Annotated in this window: 23 protein-coding genes; 8 read left to right on the forward strand and 15 right to left on the reverse strand. The window is 47.8% G+C overall.

Translation table 11 applies throughout. The annotated features are described in order from the left end of the window. Nucleotides 1-5 precede the first annotated feature (5 nt). On the reverse strand, nt 6-941 hold the full coding sequence (locus AC2Q9J_RS13870; protein ID WP_499040827.1) for a LytTR family transcriptional regulator DNA-binding domain-containing protein: 936 nt from the start codon (nt 939-941) through the stop codon (nt 6-8). A gap of 154 nt (nt 942-1,095) precedes the next feature. Further along, a complete protein-coding gene (locus AC2Q9J_RS13875) occupies nt 1,096-1,905 on the reverse strand; it encodes a TspO-related membrane protein (protein WP_499040829.1) in 810 nt (269 codons plus the stop codon). 228 nt (nt 1,906-2,133) lie between these two features. On the opposite strand from AC2Q9J_RS13875, the gene AC2Q9J_RS13880 reads away from it, so the two are divergent. Beyond that, entirely contained in the window at nt 2,134-2,511 is a 378-nt protein-coding gene (locus AC2Q9J_RS13880) for a YidH family protein (RefSeq protein ID WP_499040831.1), read from the forward strand. A 63-nt stretch (nt 2,512-2,574) separates the two neighbouring features. Here AC2Q9J_RS13880 and AC2Q9J_RS13885 read toward each other — a convergent pair whose 3' ends face one another. After that, nucleotides 2,575-3,084, reverse strand: coding sequence for a YfiT family bacillithiol transferase (locus tag AC2Q9J_RS13885; protein ID WP_499040833.1), 510 nt, complete (start codon nt 3,082-3,084; stop codon nt 2,575-2,577). A 189-nt stretch (nt 3,085-3,273) separates the two neighbouring features. Between AC2Q9J_RS13885 and AC2Q9J_RS13890 the strand changes: the two genes are divergently transcribed. Continuing rightward, nucleotides 3,274-3,450 carry a hypothetical protein gene (locus AC2Q9J_RS13890; RefSeq protein ID WP_499040835.1) on the forward strand — a complete coding sequence of 59 codons (177 nt, stop codon included), beginning with the start codon at nt 3,274-3,276 and terminating at the stop codon, nt 3,448-3,450. A 91-nt stretch (nt 3,451-3,541) separates the two neighbouring features. On the opposite strand, the gene AC2Q9J_RS13895 is transcribed toward AC2Q9J_RS13890, so the two are convergent. From AC2Q9J_RS13895 to AC2Q9J_RS13910, 4 genes are all read right to left on the reverse strand, one after another. Further along, the gene (locus tag AC2Q9J_RS13895) at nt 3,542-4,198 is read right to left on the reverse strand and encodes a Type 1 glutamine amidotransferase-like domain-containing protein (protein WP_499040837.1); all 657 of its coding nucleotides are present in this window, start codon (nt 4,196-4,198) and stop codon (nt 3,542-3,544) included. A 36-nt stretch (nt 4,199-4,234) separates the two neighbouring features. Further along, a complete protein-coding gene (locus tag AC2Q9J_RS13900) occupies nt 4,235-4,756 on the reverse strand; it encodes a YcxB family protein (protein WP_499040839.1) in 522 nt (173 codons plus the stop codon). A 175-nt stretch (nt 4,757-4,931) separates the two neighbouring features. Continuing rightward, nucleotides 4,932-5,246 carry a heme oxygenase gene (locus AC2Q9J_RS13905; RefSeq protein WP_499040840.1) on the reverse strand — a complete coding sequence of 105 codons (315 nt, stop codon included), beginning with the start codon at nt 5,244-5,246 and terminating at the stop codon, nt 4,932-4,934. Between the two features lie 359 nt (nt 5,247-5,605). Then, entirely contained in the window at nt 5,606-6,847 is a 1,242-nt protein-coding gene (locus tag AC2Q9J_RS13910) for a TerD family protein (protein ID WP_499040842.1), read from the reverse strand. Between the two features lie 153 nt (nt 6,848-7,000). Here AC2Q9J_RS13910 and AC2Q9J_RS13915 point away from each other — a divergent pair, with 153 nt between their 5' ends. The 3 genes from AC2Q9J_RS13915 to AC2Q9J_RS13925 all read left to right on the forward strand — a co-directional run bounded on the left by AC2Q9J_RS13915 (nt 7,001) and on the right by AC2Q9J_RS13925 (nt 8,315). Beyond that, nucleotides 7,001-7,570, forward strand: a complete 570-nt coding sequence (locus AC2Q9J_RS13915) for a TetR/AcrR family transcriptional regulator (RefSeq protein ID WP_499040844.1) — start codon at nt 7,001-7,003, stop codon at nt 7,568-7,570. Nucleotides 7,571-7,651: 81 nt separating this feature from the next. Continuing rightward, nucleotides 7,652-7,999 carry a DMT family transporter gene (locus AC2Q9J_RS13920; protein ID WP_499040846.1) on the forward strand — a complete coding sequence of 116 codons (348 nt, stop codon included), beginning with the start codon at nt 7,652-7,654 and terminating at the stop codon, nt 7,997-7,999. Between the two features lies 1 nt (nt 8,000). Next, nucleotides 8,001-8,315 carry a DMT family transporter gene (locus tag AC2Q9J_RS13925; protein ID WP_499040848.1) on the forward strand — a complete coding sequence of 105 codons (315 nt, stop codon included), beginning with the start codon at nt 8,001-8,003 and terminating at the stop codon, nt 8,313-8,315. Nucleotides 8,316-8,698: 383 nt separating this feature from the next. Here the strand turns inward: AC2Q9J_RS13925 and AC2Q9J_RS13930 are convergent, their stop codons facing one another. Further along, nucleotides 8,699-10,969, reverse strand: a complete 2,271-nt coding sequence (locus AC2Q9J_RS13930; protein WP_499040849.1) for an excinuclease ABC subunit UvrA — start codon at nt 10,967-10,969, stop codon at nt 8,699-8,701. Nucleotides 10,970-11,433: 464 nt separating this feature from the next. Between AC2Q9J_RS13930 and AC2Q9J_RS13935 the strand changes: the two genes are divergently transcribed. Continuing rightward, complete coding sequence (locus tag AC2Q9J_RS13935) at nt 11,434-12,480, forward strand: aromatic acid exporter family protein (RefSeq protein ID WP_499040851.1); 1,047 nt, start codon at nt 11,434-11,436, stop codon at nt 12,478-12,480. 54 nt (nt 12,481-12,534) lie between these two features. Here the strand turns inward: AC2Q9J_RS13935 and AC2Q9J_RS13940 are convergent, their stop codons facing one another. Then, nucleotides 12,535-13,332 (reverse strand): hypothetical protein, encoded by a 798-nt coding sequence (locus tag AC2Q9J_RS13940; protein WP_499040852.1) that lies wholly within the window; start codon nt 13,330-13,332, stop codon nt 12,535-12,537. 221 nt (nt 13,333-13,553) lie between these two features. Between AC2Q9J_RS13940 and AC2Q9J_RS13945 the strand changes: the two genes are divergently transcribed. Beyond that, nucleotides 13,554-14,546 (forward strand): MsnO8 family LLM class oxidoreductase, encoded by a 993-nt coding sequence (locus tag AC2Q9J_RS13945; protein ID WP_499040854.1) that lies wholly within the window; start codon nt 13,554-13,556, stop codon nt 14,544-14,546. Nucleotides 14,547-15,420: 874 nt separating this feature from the next. On the opposite strand, the gene AC2Q9J_RS13950 is transcribed toward AC2Q9J_RS13945, so the two are convergent. From AC2Q9J_RS13950 to AC2Q9J_RS13975, 6 genes are all read right to left on the reverse strand, one after another. After that, on the reverse strand, nt 15,421-16,599 hold the full coding sequence (locus AC2Q9J_RS13950; protein WP_499040855.1) for a M20 metallopeptidase family protein: 1,179 nt from the start codon (nt 16,597-16,599) through the stop codon (nt 15,421-15,423). A gap of 207 nt (nt 16,600-16,806) precedes the next feature. Then, nucleotides 16,807-17,133 (reverse strand): hypothetical protein, encoded by a 327-nt coding sequence (locus tag AC2Q9J_RS13955; RefSeq protein WP_084242849.1) that lies wholly within the window; start codon nt 17,131-17,133, stop codon nt 16,807-16,809. Between the two features lie 558 nt (nt 17,134-17,691). Then, nucleotides 17,692-18,147 carry a hypothetical protein gene (locus AC2Q9J_RS13960; RefSeq protein WP_499040857.1) on the reverse strand — a complete coding sequence of 152 codons (456 nt, stop codon included), beginning with the start codon at nt 18,145-18,147 and terminating at the stop codon, nt 17,692-17,694. 107 nt (nt 18,148-18,254) lie between these two features. Further along, entirely contained in the window at nt 18,255-19,553 is a 1,299-nt protein-coding gene (locus tag AC2Q9J_RS13965; protein WP_499040859.1) for a tetratricopeptide repeat protein, read from the reverse strand. A 3-nt stretch (nt 19,554-19,556) separates the two neighbouring features. Next, nucleotides 19,557-20,000, reverse strand: coding sequence for a hypothetical protein (locus AC2Q9J_RS13970; RefSeq protein WP_499040861.1), 444 nt, complete (start codon nt 19,998-20,000; stop codon nt 19,557-19,559). Then, nucleotides 20,001-20,090, reverse strand: coding sequence for an SEC-C metal-binding domain-containing protein (locus tag AC2Q9J_RS13975; RefSeq protein WP_499040862.1), 90 nt, complete (start codon nt 20,088-20,090; stop codon nt 20,001-20,003). Between the two features lie 446 nt (nt 20,091-20,536). On the opposite strand from AC2Q9J_RS13975, the gene AC2Q9J_RS13980 reads away from it, so the two are divergent. Further along, nucleotides 20,537-20,830, forward strand: coding sequence for a hypothetical protein (locus AC2Q9J_RS13980; RefSeq protein WP_499040864.1), 294 nt, complete (start codon nt 20,537-20,539; stop codon nt 20,828-20,830). Nucleotides 20,831-20,857: the final 27 nt, after the last annotated feature.

Below are 20,857 nucleotides of genomic sequence, written 5' to 3' on the forward strand. Positions count from 1 at the left end.
GGAAATTAGATGTTCAACAGTTTTTTCATCTCCACAAGTTTGGTGCGCGACAACGGCACCACAGAATCCTGGCCAGTCGTTAAACGCAGGCTGTAGCTGTTTTTCGTCCATGTAATCAATTCACGGACTTTCTGGAGGTTGACGATATACGAACGGTGGCATCGGAAAAAGCCGTAATGCTGCAGCCGTTGCTCCAGCTCTGCCAAAGTCAGCGCGCAACTGTACGTTTCGCCTCCGACATGTACCACAGCCAAGCTGTTGATGCTTTCGATATAATCGATTTCCGGCGGATTGAATAAAATAACTTTATCGTTCTTTTTCGTCGGGATTTTTTGAACCTTGAAATTAGCTTCCTCGACCTCTGACTGTTCTTCTGGTTCATTGTCCGAATCGGCAATATCCAAGTGATGCAGGCCGGCATCGTCCAAGCGGTAGATTTCATCGCAGCTGACGAGCGCATCTTCCAGATTGCCTGTAAGAATTATGATCCTTTTTTCCGCCGACAGCTCCTGCACCAATCGCGCAAACACTTGGCGCTCCTGCTCTTCAAGCTGGAAATACGGCTCTTCCAGCACAATCGTCTGCTGCTGCGCGAAAAAAATACGAAGCAATGACAAGTAAACACGCTTTGACGCAGTCAAATTCGAAATTTTCACTCTCTTCATATCTTCCAGCTGAAAACGTCGAAGCATTGAGCCTATCGACTCTATATGTCCGCTGACGTTTTTCAGAAAACGCAGCAATTCCTCCACTGTCAAACGGGTGTATTCGCCTTGATCGACGAGTGATAAATATGTATCCGACTGCTCGGCCAATTGGGCCAGCAACATTTTCTTGCGCTGGACATTCGTCTGGATACCGATGACCTTACGCGTTTGAAGCTCGAATTCCACTGTCGGAATTACCTTTTGACCATTCACAATCACTGCCTGTATATTCATATCTGCCTCCCGCATACCGATAAATATAGAGTCTCTGTCATTTATTGTAACTCTTAATCGATTGAAAGAAATAGTCTAAAAAATAAAAAACCACGCCCTGAATGCAGATGCATCCGGCGTGGCAAGGTTTGCAGATTTTATTGTCATGACGCATTTAACTCGTGCGCTGCTGGAAAAGGGCATTGCCGTTCTTGATGAATCTCCACACCGCCGCGATTAAAAAGATGACGATGCCGGCAATCAAGAACCATTGAATAATTGTCGCTAACTCCGGGTCGACCCGGCCGCTGTTATACGAACCATAGATCCCGAAGAACGCCCATGCCAAAGGAAGCGGATAGGCAGCGTTTTTAAACTTGGAGATATAAATCAGGACAAATGTGATGGCAACTGCCAAAATGATCAGCGTCCAGACCGAGTAGGAAATGCCGAAACCGTTCCAGTCCAGCTGCACTAACAGCAGCGAAGTGTTGACGACAGTCGCGATGGTCACCCACGCACAATAGAGTGTGAAACTGAGTCCGGCCAGCGTTGATGGGACTTCAAAACGATGGGTATAAATTTTCCCGATGATGAGAAGCAACGAGAACAGCATGCCGATGATCAATATCGTGGAAATGCCCAGTCGTTCATAGGAGAATGCGACGATCCAGCCCATGTTGCAGAACGAAAGCAAGATAAACCATGGCGAAATCAACAAGACCAGCTTGCTGACTCGAGCATCTTTCCGTTTAATAAACAGATATACCAAGGTAATCAGCACCAAGGTGTAAATGACACCCCAAATCGAGAATGTAAACGGGGCCGGGGATATCAGCGTCAAGTATTGGTCGGAGATGTCTCCCTGGCTCTGCCCATTGAAAAATCCTGATGAGCCGAGGTAATTGACTCCTAACGTAAGAAAATAAAGCACCAAGTTCACTATCGTGAAGATTTTCGTCTTCTTCAATGCGTTTTCATCCATAGTGGATTCATCCTCTCGATAAATAGTTTTAAGGCTGCGAATATTCCTTCTTCGTTATCTCTTCCCGAATTGTCAGTCCGTCAAAACAGATTCCTGCAAAATACTGTAAATAGTCGCTGCAACGATTGATTTCCATCAGCGGCTCATCGATTCCATTTACCATTCTTGCTTTAACAATCCCCCAATGGCACAATTAAAAAATGAAACGTCTTGAAAGGAGTGGGAGCGATGGCTCGGCGTTCACGTCCAGAACCTAAAAATCAACTGCTTTTCACCCAACAGCATCTCGCAAATGAACGCACGTATCTTGCGTGGATCCGGACGGGCATCTCCATTGTCGGTGTCGGCTTCCTAGCGACCAGCCTCCATTTCACGATGGGCATCATCCGCAATCAGTTTGTCGATATCTTTACGATCATCCTGGGTATTTTCTCTTGTATTTTCGGGCTGATGATCATCTTTTCCGCCACCCAGAATTACAAGAAGAAACGGCAGCAGATCATCAATGAAACCTTCTATCCGTCCGACCTCCACATCACCTTAATTTCATCCATGCTCGCCATCATGATTATCATGGTGATCATCTACTTTTTCATGATCATGTAATGGCAGAGCCATAATAAAACCGCCGAACGGAATAATCCCCGTCGGCGGTTTTGTTGTTCTATTTCAATTCTCCAACGCAATCTGAATATGCGCTAAATGATGTTCTTCGTGCCAGCACAATTTTGCGAGCTTCGTCCCGACGCTGATTTCACCATTCGTTTCGTGGGTGAAGACGCGGTCCAATACCTCTTCCGGCAAACGCTGCCCCAGTGAAACAATCCGCTCGTTCAGCCCTTCCAGCATCCGGATCGAACTTTCCACCGGCAAATCGTTGTCCGGAAGCGCCGCCCATTTTTCCTGATCGAACGCGGGCACCGTCGGATTGTCATCCGTCAAAGCCAGCTTCAGGCGCTGATACATATTGAGCTGCGAATCCGCAATATGATGCACAAGCTGGCGCACCGTCCAGCTGCCTTCCCTGTACTTCTTCTCTAATTGTTCGTCATCCAAACCGTCGACCGCTTCCCGCAGCCGCATCGAATAACTGCCGATCTTTCCGAGCCATTCCTGGATATGTTCAGCTTTCACGTTATCAGGAACCTGTAATGGTCCAATAGGAAATTTCACGTCCATTTTTCCAACCTCTTTCCCTTATCCGTATTTGGTGACTATCCTGTTCACGCTCAATATACCAATGCGGCTAGATTTTGTAAACTGGCAGTCTGAGTGCTTAGCTTCACTCCAAATAAAATCTTGCGTGACGAAACCAAAACCATTCCCGTCCGTAGAATAATACAACAAGATTCAAAGGAGACGTTCAAAATGAGAGTAAAAACAATTTATGCCTGGAGCGAAACGGGAATGGACCGCAAAGTGAATGAATTCCTGGAAGGTGCTGCTGTAGAAGTGATCGACATTAAATTCGCCACGCCGATTTTCTTCTTCAGCGCGATGGTGATGTACAAGCCGGCTGATTCCAACAAGAGTATTTCTTTTTGATCATTTGAAATAAGACCCGCCCATCCGAAAAATAGATGGGCGGGTCTTATTACTATTTAAAAGAATTTCCGAGGCAGCGACACAACTGCGATCAAATCGTCTCATCCAATTTCCGAATCTTTGAACGTGAAATCAAATAGACATCGCCTAAAATATCGATGTTGCCTCTCTTTACCCGCAAGGCGCAATCCTTATTCGATGCGTAGATATCCATTTCTTCCGACAAAAGAGACAATTCGCTTCGAACCATTTCAATATTATTTTCAAGATCAAAATGGGAAAGGATTGAGAAATCACCTAACCCGATCCCTTCATATAAAGTGCTTTCCTCGACTTCATACCCGAAATTTCTGGAGCACAGCCACTTCGCCGACATATTAATCGCCCCGGCGCTTGCCCCGATTACGACAGCCCCGCTTTTTCGGATTGAACCCGCCAATTCATATTCCATTAGAAAACCATTTTGCTCAACAGTGTCTCCGCCCAGCAGGAAAATGACGGAAGCGTTTTGAATCAGCGATTGTGCCTCTTCCTTCTGGACGCGGTCATTGATCAAATGATATTCATCAAACCGAATGCCGGCATGATCCAGCCATGAGCGTTCTGTTGCCCCATCAACCTCATCAGCTGCTGGAGTCGAACTGATCATCACAAGTGATTTTCTTTCTATTATATCTATCTGCAACGCCTTCTCCAACTTCTCCGGAAAGTATTCATTGAACCATCCTAAATAATAATGAGTTTTCATGTGTGCCCCCTGCGGCAATCGACTTCTTTATTCAACTTAAAATCGGCTTTTGATTTTTTCTTTTAGGAAACCGCTGACTTCCCCGCTGTTACCCAGTTCTTTCTTCGGAATGATCAGCGCGGACATGCCGCTATTATATAAATAAAATCCGGATTCGCCGTCGCCAAAAGTTTCAATACCGCTCCAGGAAATGGTCATCTCGCCTTTCGGACTGACCTCACGCAAGCCTTCTTCCGTAAAAATCATCGTATGTGCTCCAAGCACTCCTTCATTTTTTCCTTCCCGCATCATTTTGGTCGCGTTCCGCTTGATCAGCCGGTAGAAATAAGCCGGATAGAAGATGGCCCATAGGATTCCCATGATGAGAAACAGGACGGACAGTACGAAAAACGACGGCATATCCAGGAACATAAAGGCCAGGAACGCCAGCACTATGTACAGCACCGGTACAAATATCCGCTGCATCGTGACTTGTTTCTGTACCGCTGGTGAATTTTTTGCATGAAACACATTGAAATCGATATAATCTTCTTCTGTGAGTTTGTAATTCAGTTCCATTGATGGCGTGGCCCCTTTTATCATTCTTTCTTTTAATCATATTATATTCCAGCTTGAATTCATACATTATTTTACATTAATCGCTTTATATAGGGCATACAAAAAGAAGACCCATACTTCTGCTTTTACAGAGATACAGGTCTTGCTTTCATTTAACATAAAGGTTGCTTCCAACTTACTTCGTCAATACAGACGCCACTTCCGCAATGATCAGCTCACTCTTGATGACAGGTGATTCTCCCCCGTCGCCGCCGTCACGTTTGTGGGCATTTTTGAAGTCGTCCGAATTGCGCCAAACCTCGAATTCCTCTTTTGAATTCCAGTACATCATCACTTGCATCTCATCGTAATCCTCATGCTGAGTTGAAACGTTCACTTCCACTTTTTCGAATCCGTCGAATTCCAATAAACCCTGATTCTTGGTAAATGCAGGCGCCATCTTCATTCCCATTCCTTTTTTCACTTGAATGCGGTTCGTTACAGTAATCATGAATAATTCCTCCTCTTTTCTCTGATATTGCTCACTATTTAATCTTACTCCTGTTGAACAGGTTGTGGCAAACTCATAAATTGGGTGCGCAGCGATTCTATGAGCGGTTTTCGCAGTTCTATGATCACTTATCGAGTTCTATGATCACTTTTTGGGGTTCTATGATCACTCAGCGGATTCTATGATCACTCAGGAGATTCTATGATCACTCAGCGAGTTCTATGATCACTTATCGGCATTCTATGATCACTCAGCTATTTTTCACTCCAAAATCCTCCGCCAACCACATTTTCTGGCTTCTTAAAAATTTTATCGAATAAACCCATGAAATACGCCCCCTGTTTTTTTTAAAAAATCATTTACTTCGACCCGGCACTCCATTTCATTCCCCAGTTGAAAGCCCTGTCCATTTCCTTGTGGCCATTGAAATACTCAACCACTTTCTTCACACTCATCGTTTCATCATTGACGTTTTCGAGCAGCGCGATGGCGCACATTCTTTTGCCTTTGCGGTGTTCATCCAGGCGCACTTCGATGTCCGGGCCGCTTTGCTGCTTCAAGGTCACGACGCCATCGACTTCCGCCCAGTTTGCCGCTCCTTCATAAATGAACGCATAGACCAGAATCCGCTTGAACCTCGTGATTTTATTGCCATTAATACGAAGGTTCTCGCCGCCTTTTAATGCGCCAGTACGATCATCTTGGTCCAGCGCAATATATGGTTCATAATTTAAATCGCCGAAGGAATTCCCCAGAGCCTGTACGGCTCCTTTATAGCTGTCTTCCAATTCAAAAAGGCAGCCCAGATCCAAATCGACAGAAGAACCGGCATTCAGAACCGATGACAAAAACCCTTTTGCCGTTTTCTGATTCCAGTTCAGATTCACCAGTATCTCGCCTAATGGTGAGTTGGTCTTGTTTAAATTAATCTTATCCCCGGTCTTTTTCAACTCGACTTTCGTAAGATTGATCGAAGAAGTTCCAGCCTGTTTCGGTGCTTCCGTTTTGGCTTGCGTTTTCTTAAAGAAATCAGGCTCCGCCTGGAAGTTATACATTGCGGATAAACCACTCAAACCGCCATCAAAACTTTGTCCGACGGCCGCAAACTTCCATTCCCCGTTATGCATGTAAACTTCACCTGCAATGATGCCAGTGCCTGTCAGCGAATCTTTGCCTAATTCATATCTATGTAATTGCTGCCCGCTTCGCGCGTCATCGATTTGCACATAAGCGTTTGCCACTTGGCTGAAATCCTGCTTTTGGGATTCTCCATCATGCATATGGATGGCCAGGACAATTTTCTTTATGTCAGACGAGATGCTTTTCAGATCGATAAGGATCTGCTCGTCGTCGCCCGGGCCTTCACCTGTCCGGTTGTCTTTTGATAATTGAACGGCTCCATCTGGACTCTTCAAATTATTATAGAAAACAATCTTTTCTTTTCCAGCCAGCTGCCCCGCCTCATTCACCATCAATGCGACCGCATCCAAATCGAATGACTGGCCGCTGCCCGTATCCCATCCGAGTCCTACTTTGATTTTTGCCAATGCCGGATTCGCTTTCGTCAAATCCACTTTTTGCCCTTTTACTAAGACTGCCATTGAGTGTCCTCCTTTATTTACCTGATTGCCTTCCTAATTTAATTGTACGCTCGCAACACATAAATTTCCAATTACCTCCCACCTCCTTTGACATCCCTCTCCTTCGCCTTTATCATAAAAACTGAATGACGTTCAGTCAGTAGGAGGTTTCCGATGAATAAAAGAGAAAAGATCATCTCAGCAGCGATTGATATATTTCCTAAAAAGGGGATCGAAAAGACGACGGTCTCTGACATCGTCAATCAGGCAGGCATCGGCCAAGGCACCTTCTATCTTTATTTCTCATCGAAGATGGCATTGATGCCGGCGATTGCGGAAGTGCTGGTGGAAAAGATGCACCGTGAGTTGGTGGATCGTGTAACAGCCAGTCGACTGAATGAGCAGCTGGAAGAAATTATCGAGGTCGTGTTCGCTTACACGCAGGAATACAAAGACCTTACGAAACTGATGTACAGCGGACTTACCCAGACGGAACACGTAAAAGACTGGGAAACCATTTATGGTCCCGTCTATCAATGGATGGAAGAACTTCTCGCTTCCCATCAGGAGACCGGCGGCTTGCGCAACGACCTGAATGTCACGTACGCCGCGAAAATCATGATTGGCATGATCGAAGCGGCAGCGGAACAGAATTATCTATTCCAAGACCAAGATCCCTCAATCGTTTCCGAATACCGCAAAGAATTGAAAAAATTTGTGACCTACGCTATTGGCAGGCCCTGATAGCGTTTATTTTTCAGGCTAAAACTGAATGACGTTCAGTCAGTCTTTAATGTGAGTATCAGATCAAAAGGAGATTTTTCTATGAATAAAGCATGGATATTTGTCGGACTGACCAGTCTGTTTGAATTGTTTTGGATTTTTGGATTTAACGTGGCGAGCACATGGTGGCATTGGCTCATCATTGTGCCGCTCATCCTTTGTGACTTCCTGTTCCTGTCCAAAGCCTGCGAAACGTTGCCGACCGGAACCGTTTACGCAATTTTCGCAGCTGTCGGCACAGTCGGCACGGCATTGATGGACATCTATATCTTCGGCGGAGAATTCAGCGCGGCCAAAGGTTTCTTCATGGCCGTCATTGTGGCCGGTGTCATCGCATTGAAGTTGGCGGATGGCCCTGCTAATCCGCCGACAGATTTGGAGGTGGAGTAAGATGGGATGGATTTTCGTATTCATCGCCGCCATTCTCGAATTGGTCGGAGTCATCGGCTTAAATAATTTCAGCAAGAAAAAATCATTCATCAACCTGTTGATGTTCTTCGGCGGGTTCGGCGGCGCATTCGTGTTCCTCTATGCCTCGTTCAATCACCTGCAGGTCAGCATCGCCTACGCCGTCTGGATCGGCATCGGCACAACAGCCGCCGTCATCGTCAATATGATTTTCTACGGCGAATCAAAGAGCGTGGGACGAATCATCAGCCTGATCGTTATCATTATCGGAGTCGTCGGGTTGAAGGCTGTTTCGTAATCTTAAAAATAAAAAATAACCGCCGTCCTTTCCAGGATGGCGGTTTTTTGTCTCAATATGCTCTCATCACTCGTTCCACATAAGCGGGATTCGTATGTACCGCGATTCTATGAGCGGTTTTTGCTGTTCTATGATCACTCATTCGATTCTATGATCACTTTTTGGGGTTCTATGATCACTTATTCGATTCTATGATCACTCAGGAGATTCTATGATCACTCAGCGAGTTCTATGATCACTCAGCGGATTCTATGATCACTCAGCTACTTTTCACCCCAAATCTTCCGCCACTCATATTTGATATCAGGCAAGTTCTCTTCATTTTCATACAAAATTGCCCCTCGCTCCGGATGCAGCGAGGGGCAACAACTTGAATTATGAAATTATCCCTTCACACCTGCTCTCAGCCATTTCGCCGTCAGCGTATCCGACTGAAGCATGCTTTCCGGTGTTCCTTCAAACAGGACTTCGCCGCCTTTCTTTCCTCCGCCTGGGCCCATTTCGATGACCCAGTCGCTCGCAGCGATAAAGTTCATATTATGCTCGATGAGGATGACCGAATTGCCTTTGTCGACGAGTCCCTGGAATACGGCCAATAGATGTGCATTGTCTTTGGTGTGCAGACCCAATGACGGTTCATCCAACAAATAGATCTGCCCTTCTTTTTTCAGGTGGCTGGCCAGTTTCAGGCGCTGCACTTCTCCGCCGCTCAGCGAACTGGTCGTCTGGCCGAGTGTCAGGTAGCCCAATCCGACGTCTTTCAAGGTATCCACTTTCTTGACGATTTTCGGCATTTTCAAATACTCATTGGTTTCGTCGATCGACAGTTCCAGAATTTCCACGATATTTTTGCCTAAGTGGCGATGGGACAGCGCTTCATCGGAATAGCGCGTCCCTCTGCAGGCTTCGCAGGTGACGGTCACGGGATCCGCAAATGCCACGTCCGGCGTGGTGACGCCTTTGCCTTCGCAGACAGGACAGGCTCCGGTCGAATTAAAGCTGAACAAGCCCACCGGTTGCCCTGTTTCTTTTGCCAGAATCGACCGGATGTCATCCATGATTCCCATATAAGTCGCAAGTGTCGAACGGCTGGATGTTCCGATGCTGCCCTGGCCCACCGAAATGGTTTCAGGATAATTGTCGGCAAAGGCTCCGAACATCAGCGAGCTCTTGCCGGAACCGGAAACGCCGCATACCGACACCAGAACGTTTTTCGGAATATCCACACTGACATCTTTCAAATTATTAGCTGACGCATTTTGGATTGAAAAACTGTTTTCTGACTGTCTCGGTGTTTTATTGACAGTAACTTTATGGTTCAAATCGGTGATGGCCGACGCTTTCTGCAAGCCGGCCTGCGCGCCCTGATAGACCACTTCACCACCGGTCGCGCCAGCGCCTGGGCCCATTTCGATGATTTCATCTGCCGTCTTGATGACCGCCAGATTGTGTTCGATGACGACCACGGTATTGTAATTGTCCCGCAAACTTTCGAGCATGTGCGTCAGCTTCTCGATTTCTTCCGGATGCAGGCCCGCACTCGGTTCGTCGAAAATATAGGTGATATTGTTCAGGCTGCTGCCCAAGTGACGGGCAATTTTCACGCGCTGCGCTTCACCGCCGGAAAGCGTGCCAACTTTTCGTGCCAGACTCAAATAGCCAAGCCCCAGGTCGACCAGCTGTCTGACACTCGGATACACCTGCTGCGCAATCGATGTGCCAACCGGATCTTTTATTTTCGCCAGCTCATCCAGCAAATCCGTCATTTCCAGCCGGTCATATTGCGCGATATTCAACCCGTTGATTTTGCATTGGAGCACTTTCGGATTCAATCCGGAACCTTCGCAGGTCGGGCACGGCGTACGAGCAGTCATCGCCAGCACGTCTTCCTGGGATACGATTTTCAGTTTCGTGAGGTCGCGGTTAATGTAAAGGCGAATAAACCGGGGAAGGAGGCCGTCCCATTCGATGTCCCGATTGCCCACTTTGTAATAATACTTGCTGAATGCCCGCTCGCCTTCCGGCGGACCGTAGACCAGCATATTGTATTTTTCTTCCGTGAAATCTTTGATGGGGAGATCAGGGTCGAACAATCCGCCGTCCACCATCCATCTGCCTTGCCAGCCGGGCGGCGCGAGCGGCTTGAAGCGCACCGCGGAGTCCCGGAGCGACTTCGTGTGATCGATGAGCTTGTGGATATCAGGCGCAACAATTTCTCCGAAGCCGCTGCATTCCGGGCATTTGCCGAACGATGAGTCACTCGAAAACTCAGTCGCTGAGCCGAGCGGCGGGCTGCCGATCCGTGAAAACAGCAATCGGATCAACGGATCGATGTCCATATACGTGCCGACAGTCGAGCGGGAATTTCCTCTCACCGGTTTCTGCTCCACAACGACCACCGGACTGAGATGCTGCATCAAGTCGGCGTGTGGCCGCTCATACCTCGGCATCTGATGCCTGATGTAAAGCGGATAGTTCAGCGTCATCTGTCTTCTGCTTTCTGTCGCTAAGGTATCAAAAACGACCGAACTTTTCCCTGAACCCGACAGGCCGGTAAACACATTTATCTTTTCTTTCGAGATATTCAAATCGATATTCTTCAAATTATTTTCCTGCAACCCTCTCAAGATGATTTCATCTCTTTTATCTGCCATGGTGAATTTCTCCTTTTCCAATCAAATCAGGGGAATGACCCACTAATTTAAGAGTTCCCTATTTTGGCCCCGCTCACACAATCGTTTATTAATGATGGAATTAAAAAATTCGCTATTTTGATGAACGGGTGTATTTCTTATACGATTTTAGTGTGAAAGCTGAATTATTTCGGCTTATATTGGAAGAAAATTTGCTGTAAATTGGGTTATCCGCGGCTGGGCGATGTTTATCCGCGGCTACGGGCTGTTTATCCGCGCCTAGAAGCTATTTACCCGCGGCAAAGCGATGTTTATCCGCGCCAAAACATGATTTATCCGCGGCAGCTGCAAATTTCGCATTTCCTCACTCTTACTATTAAATTGCTTCTTCAAGAATGCCGAAAAAATTCTGTTGCAATACATAATAAAATCGGTGATATACTGAACTACAGTGAAAATACTACATAAAAGAGAGGGGGCGCCAAATGCGATCCTTTCATTTCAACGGCAGCCGGATTCTGAAAACCGGCATAGCCATCTTTCTGACAGCGACGATCTGCCTTTGGTTCGGCTGGCCGCCTGTCTTTGCGGTCATCACGGCCATCGTGACGGTTGAGCCGACCGTCAGCGATTCGATAAAAAAAGGACTCGTGCGGTTCCCTGCCTCTGCCATCGGTTCCGCATTCGCCGTGCTCTTCATCACACTTTTTGGCAACGCCCCGATTACCTATACACTCGCGGCGGTCGCCACGATTCTGGTCTGTTACCGGCTCAAGCTGCACGCCGGCTTGCTCGTTGCCACATTGACATCCGTCGCCATGATTGAAGTGATCCATGATCATGTGCTGGTCTCCTTCTTTATTCGACTAGGGACCACGACGGTCGGCCTGCTCGTGTCCACCGCCGTCAACATGCTCGTTTTCCCGCCGAATTACCGGGCGGATATCCTGAAAAGCATCCAAGGCATCAGCGAACGCGCCGGCACGATGCTCGAGCACACTTTCCACACAATCCTTTTTGACGGCGACGCGAACCTGCAGGAAGATCAGGAGCTTGTGAAGCGGCTGACGACGGAGATTAGGAAGACGGAGAAATTAATCCATTACCATCGCGACGATTTCAGCCTGTATCCCCGCGTCCGTGACCGGGAAACGGAGCTGCGCATGGCGGAACGGCAATTGCTCTTTCTGCATAATTTGGAATTCCATCTCGATGCCCTGCTTCGCATCCCGTTCCAAAGCATCAAGTGGTCGCAAGCCGAGCGCAACATCATCATGCAAGCTGTTTCTGAACTCGCGGACGACCTGCAGAATTCCAATGCCTACGACCGCGAAACCCATCAGGCACAATTAAAGATCATCACCGATTTCTTCTGGGAAGACAGTAAAGGCATCTCGACCAGCGATGCCCTGCATCCGACCCTGTTCCCGCCGGAATTCAAGATTCTCTACGAACTCATCACCATCTACGACCTGGTCGATAAATTCTTCGACCCGAATAGTGTCAAGGCTGCGCGGGAAGCGGAGAAATAATGGAATAAAGAAACGGCCGTGCCGGAAACAGAAATGTCTCCGGCACGGCCGTTTTTATTGTTCAGCATCGCGATACCTGTAAATCGATTCGTAGGAATGGGTGCGGACCTCAGTTTCAAAGGAATGGCGGCTCCAGATACTCGACTCGTCAGAGGATTCCTCCGTTTCAAGCAGCTTCAATTCGCCTGCCGCGAGCGTCATGATGTCCGACTCGACGACTTCCAGTTCTTTCTCTTCAACGTCCAGCGCACGGATCTGCACCTGGACCTCTTTTTGGACATCTAAATTATTTTTGAGGAAAAAGGTGTTTTTATACGAAACGGATCGGCAATTCGAAGTGTTGGTCCGCACGCAGTTCTTTTCGGAGCTCATGAATACGACCGTGATGTCCTCACCGTCTTGCCGCTGTTCTGCCGTATTCAGCGCCTTTTCGACTTTCTGGATATACGAAACTTTTTCGGCGAACGGGTAGACCCACATCGTGAAAAACAGCATCGTCGTGCACAAAACGCCGCCCACAATCCATACCGCTTTCGGATTATGAACCGATTTCGGCGCACCTTTGAAGAAGAAGCTGACGATGACGTTGACAATCAGCATCATCACCAGCAGCGCCCCGGCGATGATCAGCGCAACCGTACTTTCAAACCCATTCTGGAAAAAGGCAAGCTGGTAAGTATCGGAAAGATAATAATTCACGGCGATGCTGCCAAGAAGCATTGCCATTAAGATGGCCAAAGGCACTTTCCACTTCGGTTTATCGATTTTGCCAGTTTTAATGCTCACGCTGGTCCAGATAAACCAAGCGATCGGGATGAAAAAGAGGAAAATTACAAATGTGATGGTAAACATTCAATCATGCCTTTCGCGGATAGTCGGAGAGAAATCGATTCTTACATGCGCAATTGTCTCCGTCGATTTTATTATACGGAACTTCCGCTCATAAAGATTCACAAGTCCAGGTTTTATTTCCATCGCAATTAAACCTGGAGACAGAAGAAATGATTTCCCAATATCATCCTGCTATACTCCTCTATATGCAAACCTGCAGGCAAAGAAAGGAAGTCATATAGATGAAACTAAGTGTATTGGACCAAGCGCCCGTGACGTCAGGCAACACGGCGGAAGAGGCGATACAAAAAGCGGTGGAGCTCGCAATCCTCGCCGACAATTTAGGCTACAGCCGGATGTGGATGGCGGAGCATCACGGCTCCGGCGCATTTTCCAGCTCGGCGCCTGAAGTCACTGCCGCTTACCTGGCCGCCAAAACGGAAAAGATCCGGATCGGCACCGGCGGCGTGATGATGATGCATTATTCCCCTTTAAAACTGGCGGAAGTCTTTAAAACCTTGAGCGCACTGGCGCCGGGCCGCATCGATTTCGGTGTGGGACGCGCACCGGGCGGCGACCACAGCTCCATCTATGCTTTGTCGCAAGGGCGCCGGCCGATGACGGACGATATGTACGGCAAATTCGACACAGCGTTGAAACTGATCAACGACGAAACGCCTGAAGATAATATGTACAATAAAACCCTTGCCGCTCCGACAAATATCCAGCTGCCGGAAGCCTGGCTGCTCGGCTCAAGCGGCAACAGCGCACTCGAAGCGGGACGGATGGGCGTCGGCTATTCGTTTGCCCAGTTTTTCCAGGGCAGCATGTCGAACGAAATCCTCGATGCGTACCGAAATAATTTCACGCCTTCCGCCTTTATGGAGAAACCCGAAATTTCGGTATCCTATCTGGTGACGACAGCTGAAACCGCCGAAGAAGCGGAATACGAAGCCTTGCCGCAGGACATTGCGCGCCTCATGTTGATGAAAGGCCGCATCATGCCGCTCCTGACACCGGAGCAGGCGCAGAATTCTGCGCTCACCGAAATGGACCGCATGCAAATCCAGGCGAGCCGCAAAATCCACCTCGTCGGTTCCGCCAAAGACGTCGCGGACCAATTGCAGCGGGAACAGCAGGAATACGGATTCGAAGAAGCCATGATCTGCAGCATCCCGCATTCGCAGGAGAAGCGGTTGGATGTTTATCGGTTATTGGCGCGGGAGTTATTTTAGGTGAACCTAATAAAGCCGTGTCCGGCAGCCCTTGAATTGGGATGTGGATACGGTTTTTCTTTGAGGCGTTTACCAGGGTTCGACACAATTATTCAGAAGATAAACTACTGAATGCAGCTCCATAAAGTGGCCGGGCTATTTCATATCCCTATCTAAAAAATCATTTCGGCCCGCAGTTTACCCATTTAATGCAATAATTAAGCGGTATCTAGCCTGTGGCTGACACCGCTTAGTTCTACACTATCTTCCCCAACTCATCCAACAGCGCCGTCCGCTTCGGATACATGAACTTCAGTTCTTCAATCAGTCCCCCCGCTGCTTCGGCGCCCAGCGCGCCTTTGAAATTTTTGATGATTTGACAGGCGGTCTAGGATGCCCTGCTATGCGGAGGCAGGTATGTGGAGGCATTTCTGTGAGTTTTATGTGTTTTTGAAGAGATCTTGCTAACTTTTTGTATTGAGGTGAGATTTTTTGCCGGAAATCCGCTCGGATAAGCTTCTATTTGAGGCAGCATCCTCCTTTTATATGCCTTGCCACCCGCTTATCCGCGGCAAATCGTTGTTTATCCGCGGCTGGAGCCTGTTTATCCGCGCCTAGGCCGGTTTTATCCGCGGCAAAACGACTTTTATCCGCGCCTAGCTCCACTTTATCCGCGCCAGCCTCCAAACTGCCCATTTCCGACTTCGCAAATTTATCCAGCACTTACCTCCAGTCAACCCTGCCTCTATTTCTGCATTCAAAAAGTAAAAGCCACACCTAACTGCTGCTCCAGCGGGTATGGCTATGAACCAAATTGTTTTTTATTGCCAAAAATATTCAGACTAATTTTTCCCTAACCTCAACCTATTCCTTCCCCCACGCACCAGCACCGCCCTTAATTCTGCGATTCCAAATAAGCCGCCGCGAAAACCTTCGCAGTCATGGCCATCGCCGGCTCGTGAAAATCGAATTTCTCGTGATGGTGCGGGAACGGATTTTCAACGCCCACAGGCTTCGCCCCGACAAAGAAAAAGGCGCCCGGCACCTGCTGCAAATAATAAGAAAAATCTTCCACCGGCATGATCGGAGCGATGTCTTTGTAGACGCCGTCGCCAAACGAATTGCCGACTGCCCGGCGAATAAGCTCCATCTGTTCGGGATGATTCCGCAGGGAGTCATAGCCCTTGCCAATCTCCACGTCCACCGTGCAGCCGAGCCCCTGGCCAACACCCGCAGCCAAATCCTTAATCCGCTGCCCCGCAAGCGTCCGCAAATTCTCATCAAACACACGGATCGTCCCTTCCATAACGGCTTTTTCCGGAATGACATTGTCCGCATCACCCGCATGGAATTTGCCGATCGATACGACCAGTTCTTTCAGCGGATCCGCATTCCGGCTGACAATCGACTGCAACGCGACCATGATATGGCTCGCAGCGAGAATCGGATCGGTTCCCGTATGCGGCTCCGCCACATGCGTGCCGGAACCGTTCACCGTTATTTTCACCGTATCTTCAGCCGCCTGCAGGTAACCGTCCCCCCCGTACACATGCCCGACTTCCATCTGCGACTGCAGATGCGCGCCATAAATCTCGTCCACACCTTCCAGGCAACCGTCTTCAATCATCGCCCTCGCCCCGCCCGGCGACAATTCCTCGCCGAATTGATGGATCAGCACGATCGTGCCCGCCAGTTCATCCTTCACCTCATTCATCACTTTCGCAAAACCGAGCAGCGCAGCCGTATGGCCATCATGCCCACACGCATGCATCACGCCGGGTACCGTAGATTTATACGGCACATCCTTGGCGTCCTGGATCGGAAGCGCATCAAAATCGGCCCGGAACGCAATCGTCTTCCCCGGCTTCCCGCCTTCAATCCTGCCGACGACTCCTCTGCCGCCCACGCCCCGCCGCACCGGAATATTCAGCTCCTCCAAATACTTGGCAATAAATTCGGGCGTCTCCACTTCCTGATGCGACAGCTCCGGATTCATATGAAGATGGCGTCTGATGTCTGTAATTTCGTTTGAAATCTCGTCTATGTAATCAAATATCTGTTGTTGTAATGTCATTGGTTGGGCTCCTTTAATAAAATATGTATGATTTATAGTTAAGCTTACCATGCATTAATATGCAATAATATAATTATTTATTCCGCTATTCTTACAGATAGTTTTTCAACAGCCCTGAAATTCTCACTGAATGTCAGGAAGACCAACATTTATACAGCTAAACAAAAAGAACCTTGAGCGCATCAAGGTTCTTCATAAATATATATATTAAGCATGTAATCTATATTGTTCTGCCTTACCAAACATAGCGTTACTGGCTGTTACGTCATTCAATTCTGCAATCACAATCTTGGGACTGGAAGGGCCAACTATTGTGGAAATATAACTGACTTTAAATGTATAAGTGGCTTTTCTCCGGAAGTTTCGATATTCAGGCGAATCCACTGTAGTTGTCCAGTAAAAAACATTGCCGTCCGTGTCAGTTAAAGCGACTACCCGATGTTCGTCGTTTTTGAAGCAGGATAAAATCTCAAGATCCTCAGTATATTTTTTCCCTCTTTCATATCCGTTCACTTCTTTGATCGCAAGCACCATCGAAATACACCCCATTCCATAGTGATATGCTTTTACTATAACAGAACCTATGTTCGATTACCAGTCAAAAGATCAAAAAATTATAACATTTAGTTAAGAAAGCGATAAAATGATAATTAAAAATAGTTCACATCCTTTATTGCACGTTAAAGCTGGCTGGAGCGGTTGTTAATCAAGACCGGCTGTTTGACAGCATATCTTTTAGGAGACACCCTTTTAAATTTCTCATATTTTGGATGCTTTTGGAGGAGTTTTCTGTTTATGAGTGGGTGGATTGAGGAAAACTCCTTCAGAAATGCTTGTTTTCGAGGCAACCAGCTTCTATTTAAGCGCCTCCACCCCGCTTATCCGCGGCAAATCGGTGTTTATCCGCGCCTGCAGCCTGTTTATCCGCGCCTAAGCCGGTTTTATCCGCGGCTAGACGTCATTTATCCGCGGCTAGCGTCCGTTTATCCGCGCCAGCCTCGAGCTCACAAAATAAATCAAAAAAACGCTCCCAAAAGGAAGCGTTTTTCCGACACATCTTTTATTTTCAGTTAAAAATTTCATCGGCCATGATCATTTATGAACCCCGATAATCTGCCGCATCAATTCCATCCAGTCTTCTCTCTTGAAATCATAATAATCCAATTCCGTTTTCCGCAGCACAAGGTGGATGCTGTCGAACTTTTCATCGGAACGGAATCGCCACCAGCTTTTCACCGTGGACGTCTTTTCGCCCGGCGGATAATAAGTCAGCGTCGCTTCAGGATCTATGATTTTCACCAACTCATCAAATTCGAAGAAATCATGCGGGAAATCGATGTACAGACCCAGCGCGAATTTGTGCGAATTGATGGAGCCGATTTTATGCGCCGATTCCGCGTCGCTCTTTTCGAGCGCATCACTCCACGGAACAGGTTTGTGACTCGCGATCAACAGCCGGTCGCCTTCAGTCTTTTCAATTTTACAATCCGGGAAACTTTCGAACACATCGAGCATCTCGCCTAATTGTTCCTTCACTAATCGGTCCATTATGCCACTCCTTTAAATCTATCGACTTTCTGATCGATACTTATCGTTGTAATTTCAATAGTACACTACCTTCATAGTTATTGAGATTGGAAGATGCCACCATCCCCTTACTCAATAAATAAATTCGTTTCCCCAATCCCATAAATCAGCCAATAAATCAACTCCGCCTCATCCTTATTTCCTTTTTGCAGACTCAAACGCCTCGGAAAAGCACCGGGCTTTTTGCCTTCTTTCAGCAGTTTGAAAAGATACGGATTGCGCTTCTTGATGAAATCTTTCATTTTACTCTTTTCATGAGGTTTCAGGAGGCCGGTATGCAAGTCGTGGAGATAGTGAAAATACATGCCGATTCCTGAATTGTCCTCCAAGGCAAAGCCATCTATGAAATCACTTGCTTGCTCCCATTTGCCCGCATGGATATAAGCGCTCAACAGCAGCCATTTCGCGCCTTGGTGGTCGAACGGATTTCTATCCATAATTTCCGTCAGCTGTTCAATCGCCTTGTCGTATCTGCCCTGCTCCATCAGCCAGGCGCCATACGAAAATAAAGCACGGAGGAACGGCCGGTTCGGGACATAGCCCCAAGGAATGTCGAAACTGTTATCGAAGGTCCGGTAGCCAGTATTCAAAGCATTTAAATAATGAAGCTCTTTTTCAACATCGTGTTCCACAAATTCCGTCATCAGCAAATTCGCATCGCCGCTTTTCGGATTCAACTGGAGCGCTTCCCGTGCCAGCCGTTCGCGTTCTTTGCCGTCCGTTTCAAACGCTTCGTAACAAAGCAGCTGCGCCCGTTCAGCACCGGTAGCCGGCTTATATTTCACATTCCGCTGCTGCAGGATCTTGTTCAATTCAGCTTCCGATCCGGCGTTCGCGGTGCGCTTCATCATTTCCCACAGACCACGCTCAGTAATCCGCGGGTCAGTCCCTATTTCCGTAACGACTTCCGGCACCACCGCCGGCTGTGGGGATTGGACACTGTCATTATAACCCACCCGCTCTATCACAAACTCACCGACCATATCTCGGTATTTTGATAAGGTGCCAACGGTTGTTCCGAGCTCTTCCGCGATGATCTGCTGTGGTACATAAACTTCCTCAAACAGCCCGAAGTCGCTTGCAGCCTGTAGGATTCCCGCCGCTACACCTTCCGCTTTCCGCGCTTTCACGGCCACTTCCTTCAGGAACGAAAAAGCAATGCCTTCGATCGCTTCATTTTTCACTCCGTAGTCATCAATAAACCCGCTGACCAGCCCCATGACTTCTTCCTGAAATGCCGATAATCCCAGGTCCGCAGCCCCTGACGCTAACAGCCGGTATAAGTCCAGCGAATCGCTGACTCCTTCTTTCAAGCGGGCTGCCAGCTTCTCAACAACTGACTGCTGGAAAACCGGAATGGTAATCAAGCCCTACGCCGGCTGCAATATCGGCTGGCCATCCCGCAGGCTGTGCATGACGATGCCAAAAATCCATTCACCAGCTTTCGCATCAATAATGTTCTTCACTTGATGAATGTCTCCGGTCACTTTATCGCGAATCTGTAGAATGCCATTTTCCACTTCCTGAACTTCGGCAATCAGGTAAAATGGCTCTTCCCACAGCGCCAGCACATCCAATATGCGCTGCCGTTTCTGTGTTTTCATTTTCCGGGCGATATAGTTCCGCCAGATATCCGGACGGTCATGGAAAATAAACGCTTCAAATGCCAGCGCTTCAATCGTATCCCGGTCAAAAACCTTCGCTAAAGCCGAATGCCAGCTGCTTAAACGCTGAGTCAATTGATGAAACTCCTTCGGCTCCAGCCCCTGCTCCGCAAAATCCACCAGCACGGATTCCTGTTCCGCATCAACCACCTACTGCAGATCCACCGTTTCCTCGCGGCCGCAGCATTTCTTATACTTCTTCCCGCTCCCGCACGGACACGGATCATTTCTTCCGACCATGTCATCCCCTCATTTCTTCAGCTTTTCTTTAATCGTAGCTGTGTTGGCTGAAGGTGGCAAGAGCAGTTTGATGTTTTGTAAACTCCGCCGCTTTTATATGTTCCGGAGACGATGGCCAAAGAGCTGAATGATCATAGAATCATCTGAATGATCATAGAACCCCGAAAACCGCTCATAGAAATTTTCACTACAATAAAAAACAAAAAATCCCTGCACCGAGGCTCTTCCTGAGCCCCCATTTCACTGTCTTATCAAAAATTATTGAGAATAGTTTCGAATCTGCTCATTATATCGTCGATTTTCATGGGTTTATCGTCGATTTTTTCGTGTTTATCGTCGATTCTTTTATTTCCAAGCATTTCGCTTTCCTCAAAAAATAGCCAGTTGAATAGAAACTATTTCCTGTGCGGTTCCGTCTTTATTACTAATAAAAAGGAGGAATGGCGATGTGGTTCATATTCGGGGTTATTGCAATAATTGCCACTTTTATAAATCTCGGCCTGTTTGCGGCAGGCAAAGATTACAGACTGGCGATGGCCATGGGCTTATCGTTTACAGCATTGACACTCGTCGCCGATTACGGCATGGTCGCCGATTGGGTCGAGGCGGAGGACTGGTCGGCTCTGATGGACGTCGTACCCATCATGTCAGCAGCCCTATGGGTGTTGACCAGCCTGTCGATATTACTGAATATCACGCCTATTTTATTGGAGCTGAAAAACAAAAAGGCTATGACTTGAGCGGTGTGACGGTGAGCAGAAGCCGGC

The organism is Planococcus sp. RAB007_Raresut (assembly GCF_057369535.1).

What these genes read in the sequence shown, in the direction of transcription:
- AC2Q9J_RS13870 (WP_499040827.1), bottom strand. Translation starts at nt 941, where the DNA reads ATGAATATACAGGCAGTGATTGTGAATGGTCAAAAGGTAATTCCGACA.
- AC2Q9J_RS13875 (WP_499040829.1), bottom strand. Translation starts at nt 1,905, where the DNA reads ATGGATGAAAACGCATTGAAGAAGACGAAAATCTTCACGATAGTGAAC.
- AC2Q9J_RS13880 (WP_499040831.1), top strand. Translation starts at nt 2,134, where the DNA reads ATGGCTCGGCGTTCACGTCCAGAACCTAAAAATCAACTGCTTTTCACC.
- AC2Q9J_RS13885 (WP_499040833.1), bottom strand. Translation starts at nt 3,084, where the DNA reads ATGGACGTGAAATTTCCTATTGGACCATTACAGGTTCCTGATAACGTG.
- AC2Q9J_RS13890 (WP_499040835.1), top strand. Translation starts at nt 3,274, where the DNA reads ATGAGAGTAAAAACAATTTATGCCTGGAGCGAAACGGGAATGGACCGC.
- AC2Q9J_RS13895 (WP_499040837.1), bottom strand. Translation starts at nt 4,198, where the DNA reads ATGAAAACTCATTATTATTTAGGATGGTTCAATGAATACTTTCCGGAG.
- AC2Q9J_RS13900 (WP_499040839.1), bottom strand. Translation starts at nt 4,756, where the DNA reads ATGGAACTGAATTACAAACTCACAGAAGAAGATTATATCGATTTCAAT.
- AC2Q9J_RS13905 (WP_499040840.1), bottom strand. Translation starts at nt 5,246, where the DNA reads ATGATTACTGTAACGAACCGCATTCAAGTGAAAAAAGGAATGGGAATG.
- AC2Q9J_RS13910 (WP_499040842.1), bottom strand. Translation starts at nt 6,847, where the DNA reads ATGGCAGTCTTAGTAAAAGGGCAAAAAGTGGATTTGACGAAAGCGAAT.
- AC2Q9J_RS13915 (WP_499040844.1), top strand. Translation starts at nt 7,001, where the DNA reads ATGAATAAAAGAGAAAAGATCATCTCAGCAGCGATTGATATATTTCCT.
- AC2Q9J_RS13920 (WP_499040846.1), top strand. Translation starts at nt 7,652, where the DNA reads ATGAATAAAGCATGGATATTTGTCGGACTGACCAGTCTGTTTGAATTG.
- AC2Q9J_RS13925 (WP_499040848.1), top strand. Translation starts at nt 8,001, where the DNA reads ATGGGATGGATTTTCGTATTCATCGCCGCCATTCTCGAATTGGTCGGA.
- AC2Q9J_RS13930 (WP_499040849.1), bottom strand. Translation starts at nt 10,969, where the DNA reads ATGGCAGATAAAAGAGATGAAATCATCTTGAGAGGGTTGCAGGAAAAT.
- AC2Q9J_RS13935 (WP_499040851.1), top strand. Translation starts at nt 11,434, where the DNA reads ATGCGATCCTTTCATTTCAACGGCAGCCGGATTCTGAAAACCGGCATA.
- AC2Q9J_RS13940 (WP_499040852.1), bottom strand. Translation starts at nt 13,332, where the DNA reads ATGTTTACCATCACATTTGTAATTTTCCTCTTTTTCATCCCGATCGCT.
- AC2Q9J_RS13945 (WP_499040854.1), top strand. Translation starts at nt 13,554, where the DNA reads ATGAAACTAAGTGTATTGGACCAAGCGCCCGTGACGTCAGGCAACACG.
- AC2Q9J_RS13950 (WP_499040855.1), bottom strand. Translation starts at nt 16,599, where the DNA reads ATGACATTACAACAACAGATATTTGATTACATAGACGAGATTTCAAAC.
- AC2Q9J_RS13955 (WP_084242849.1), bottom strand. Translation starts at nt 17,133, where the DNA reads ATGGTGCTTGCGATCAAAGAAGTGAACGGATATGAAAGAGGGAAAAAA.
- AC2Q9J_RS13960 (WP_499040857.1), bottom strand. Translation starts at nt 18,147, where the DNA reads ATGGACCGATTAGTGAAGGAACAATTAGGCGAGATGCTCGATGTGTTC.
- AC2Q9J_RS13975 (WP_499040862.1), bottom strand. Translation starts at nt 20,090, where the DNA reads ATGGTCGGAAGAAATGATCCGTGTCCGTGCGGGAGCGGGAAGAAGTAT.
- AC2Q9J_RS13980 (WP_499040864.1), top strand. Translation starts at nt 20,537, where the DNA reads ATGTGGTTCATATTCGGGGTTATTGCAATAATTGCCACTTTTATAAAT.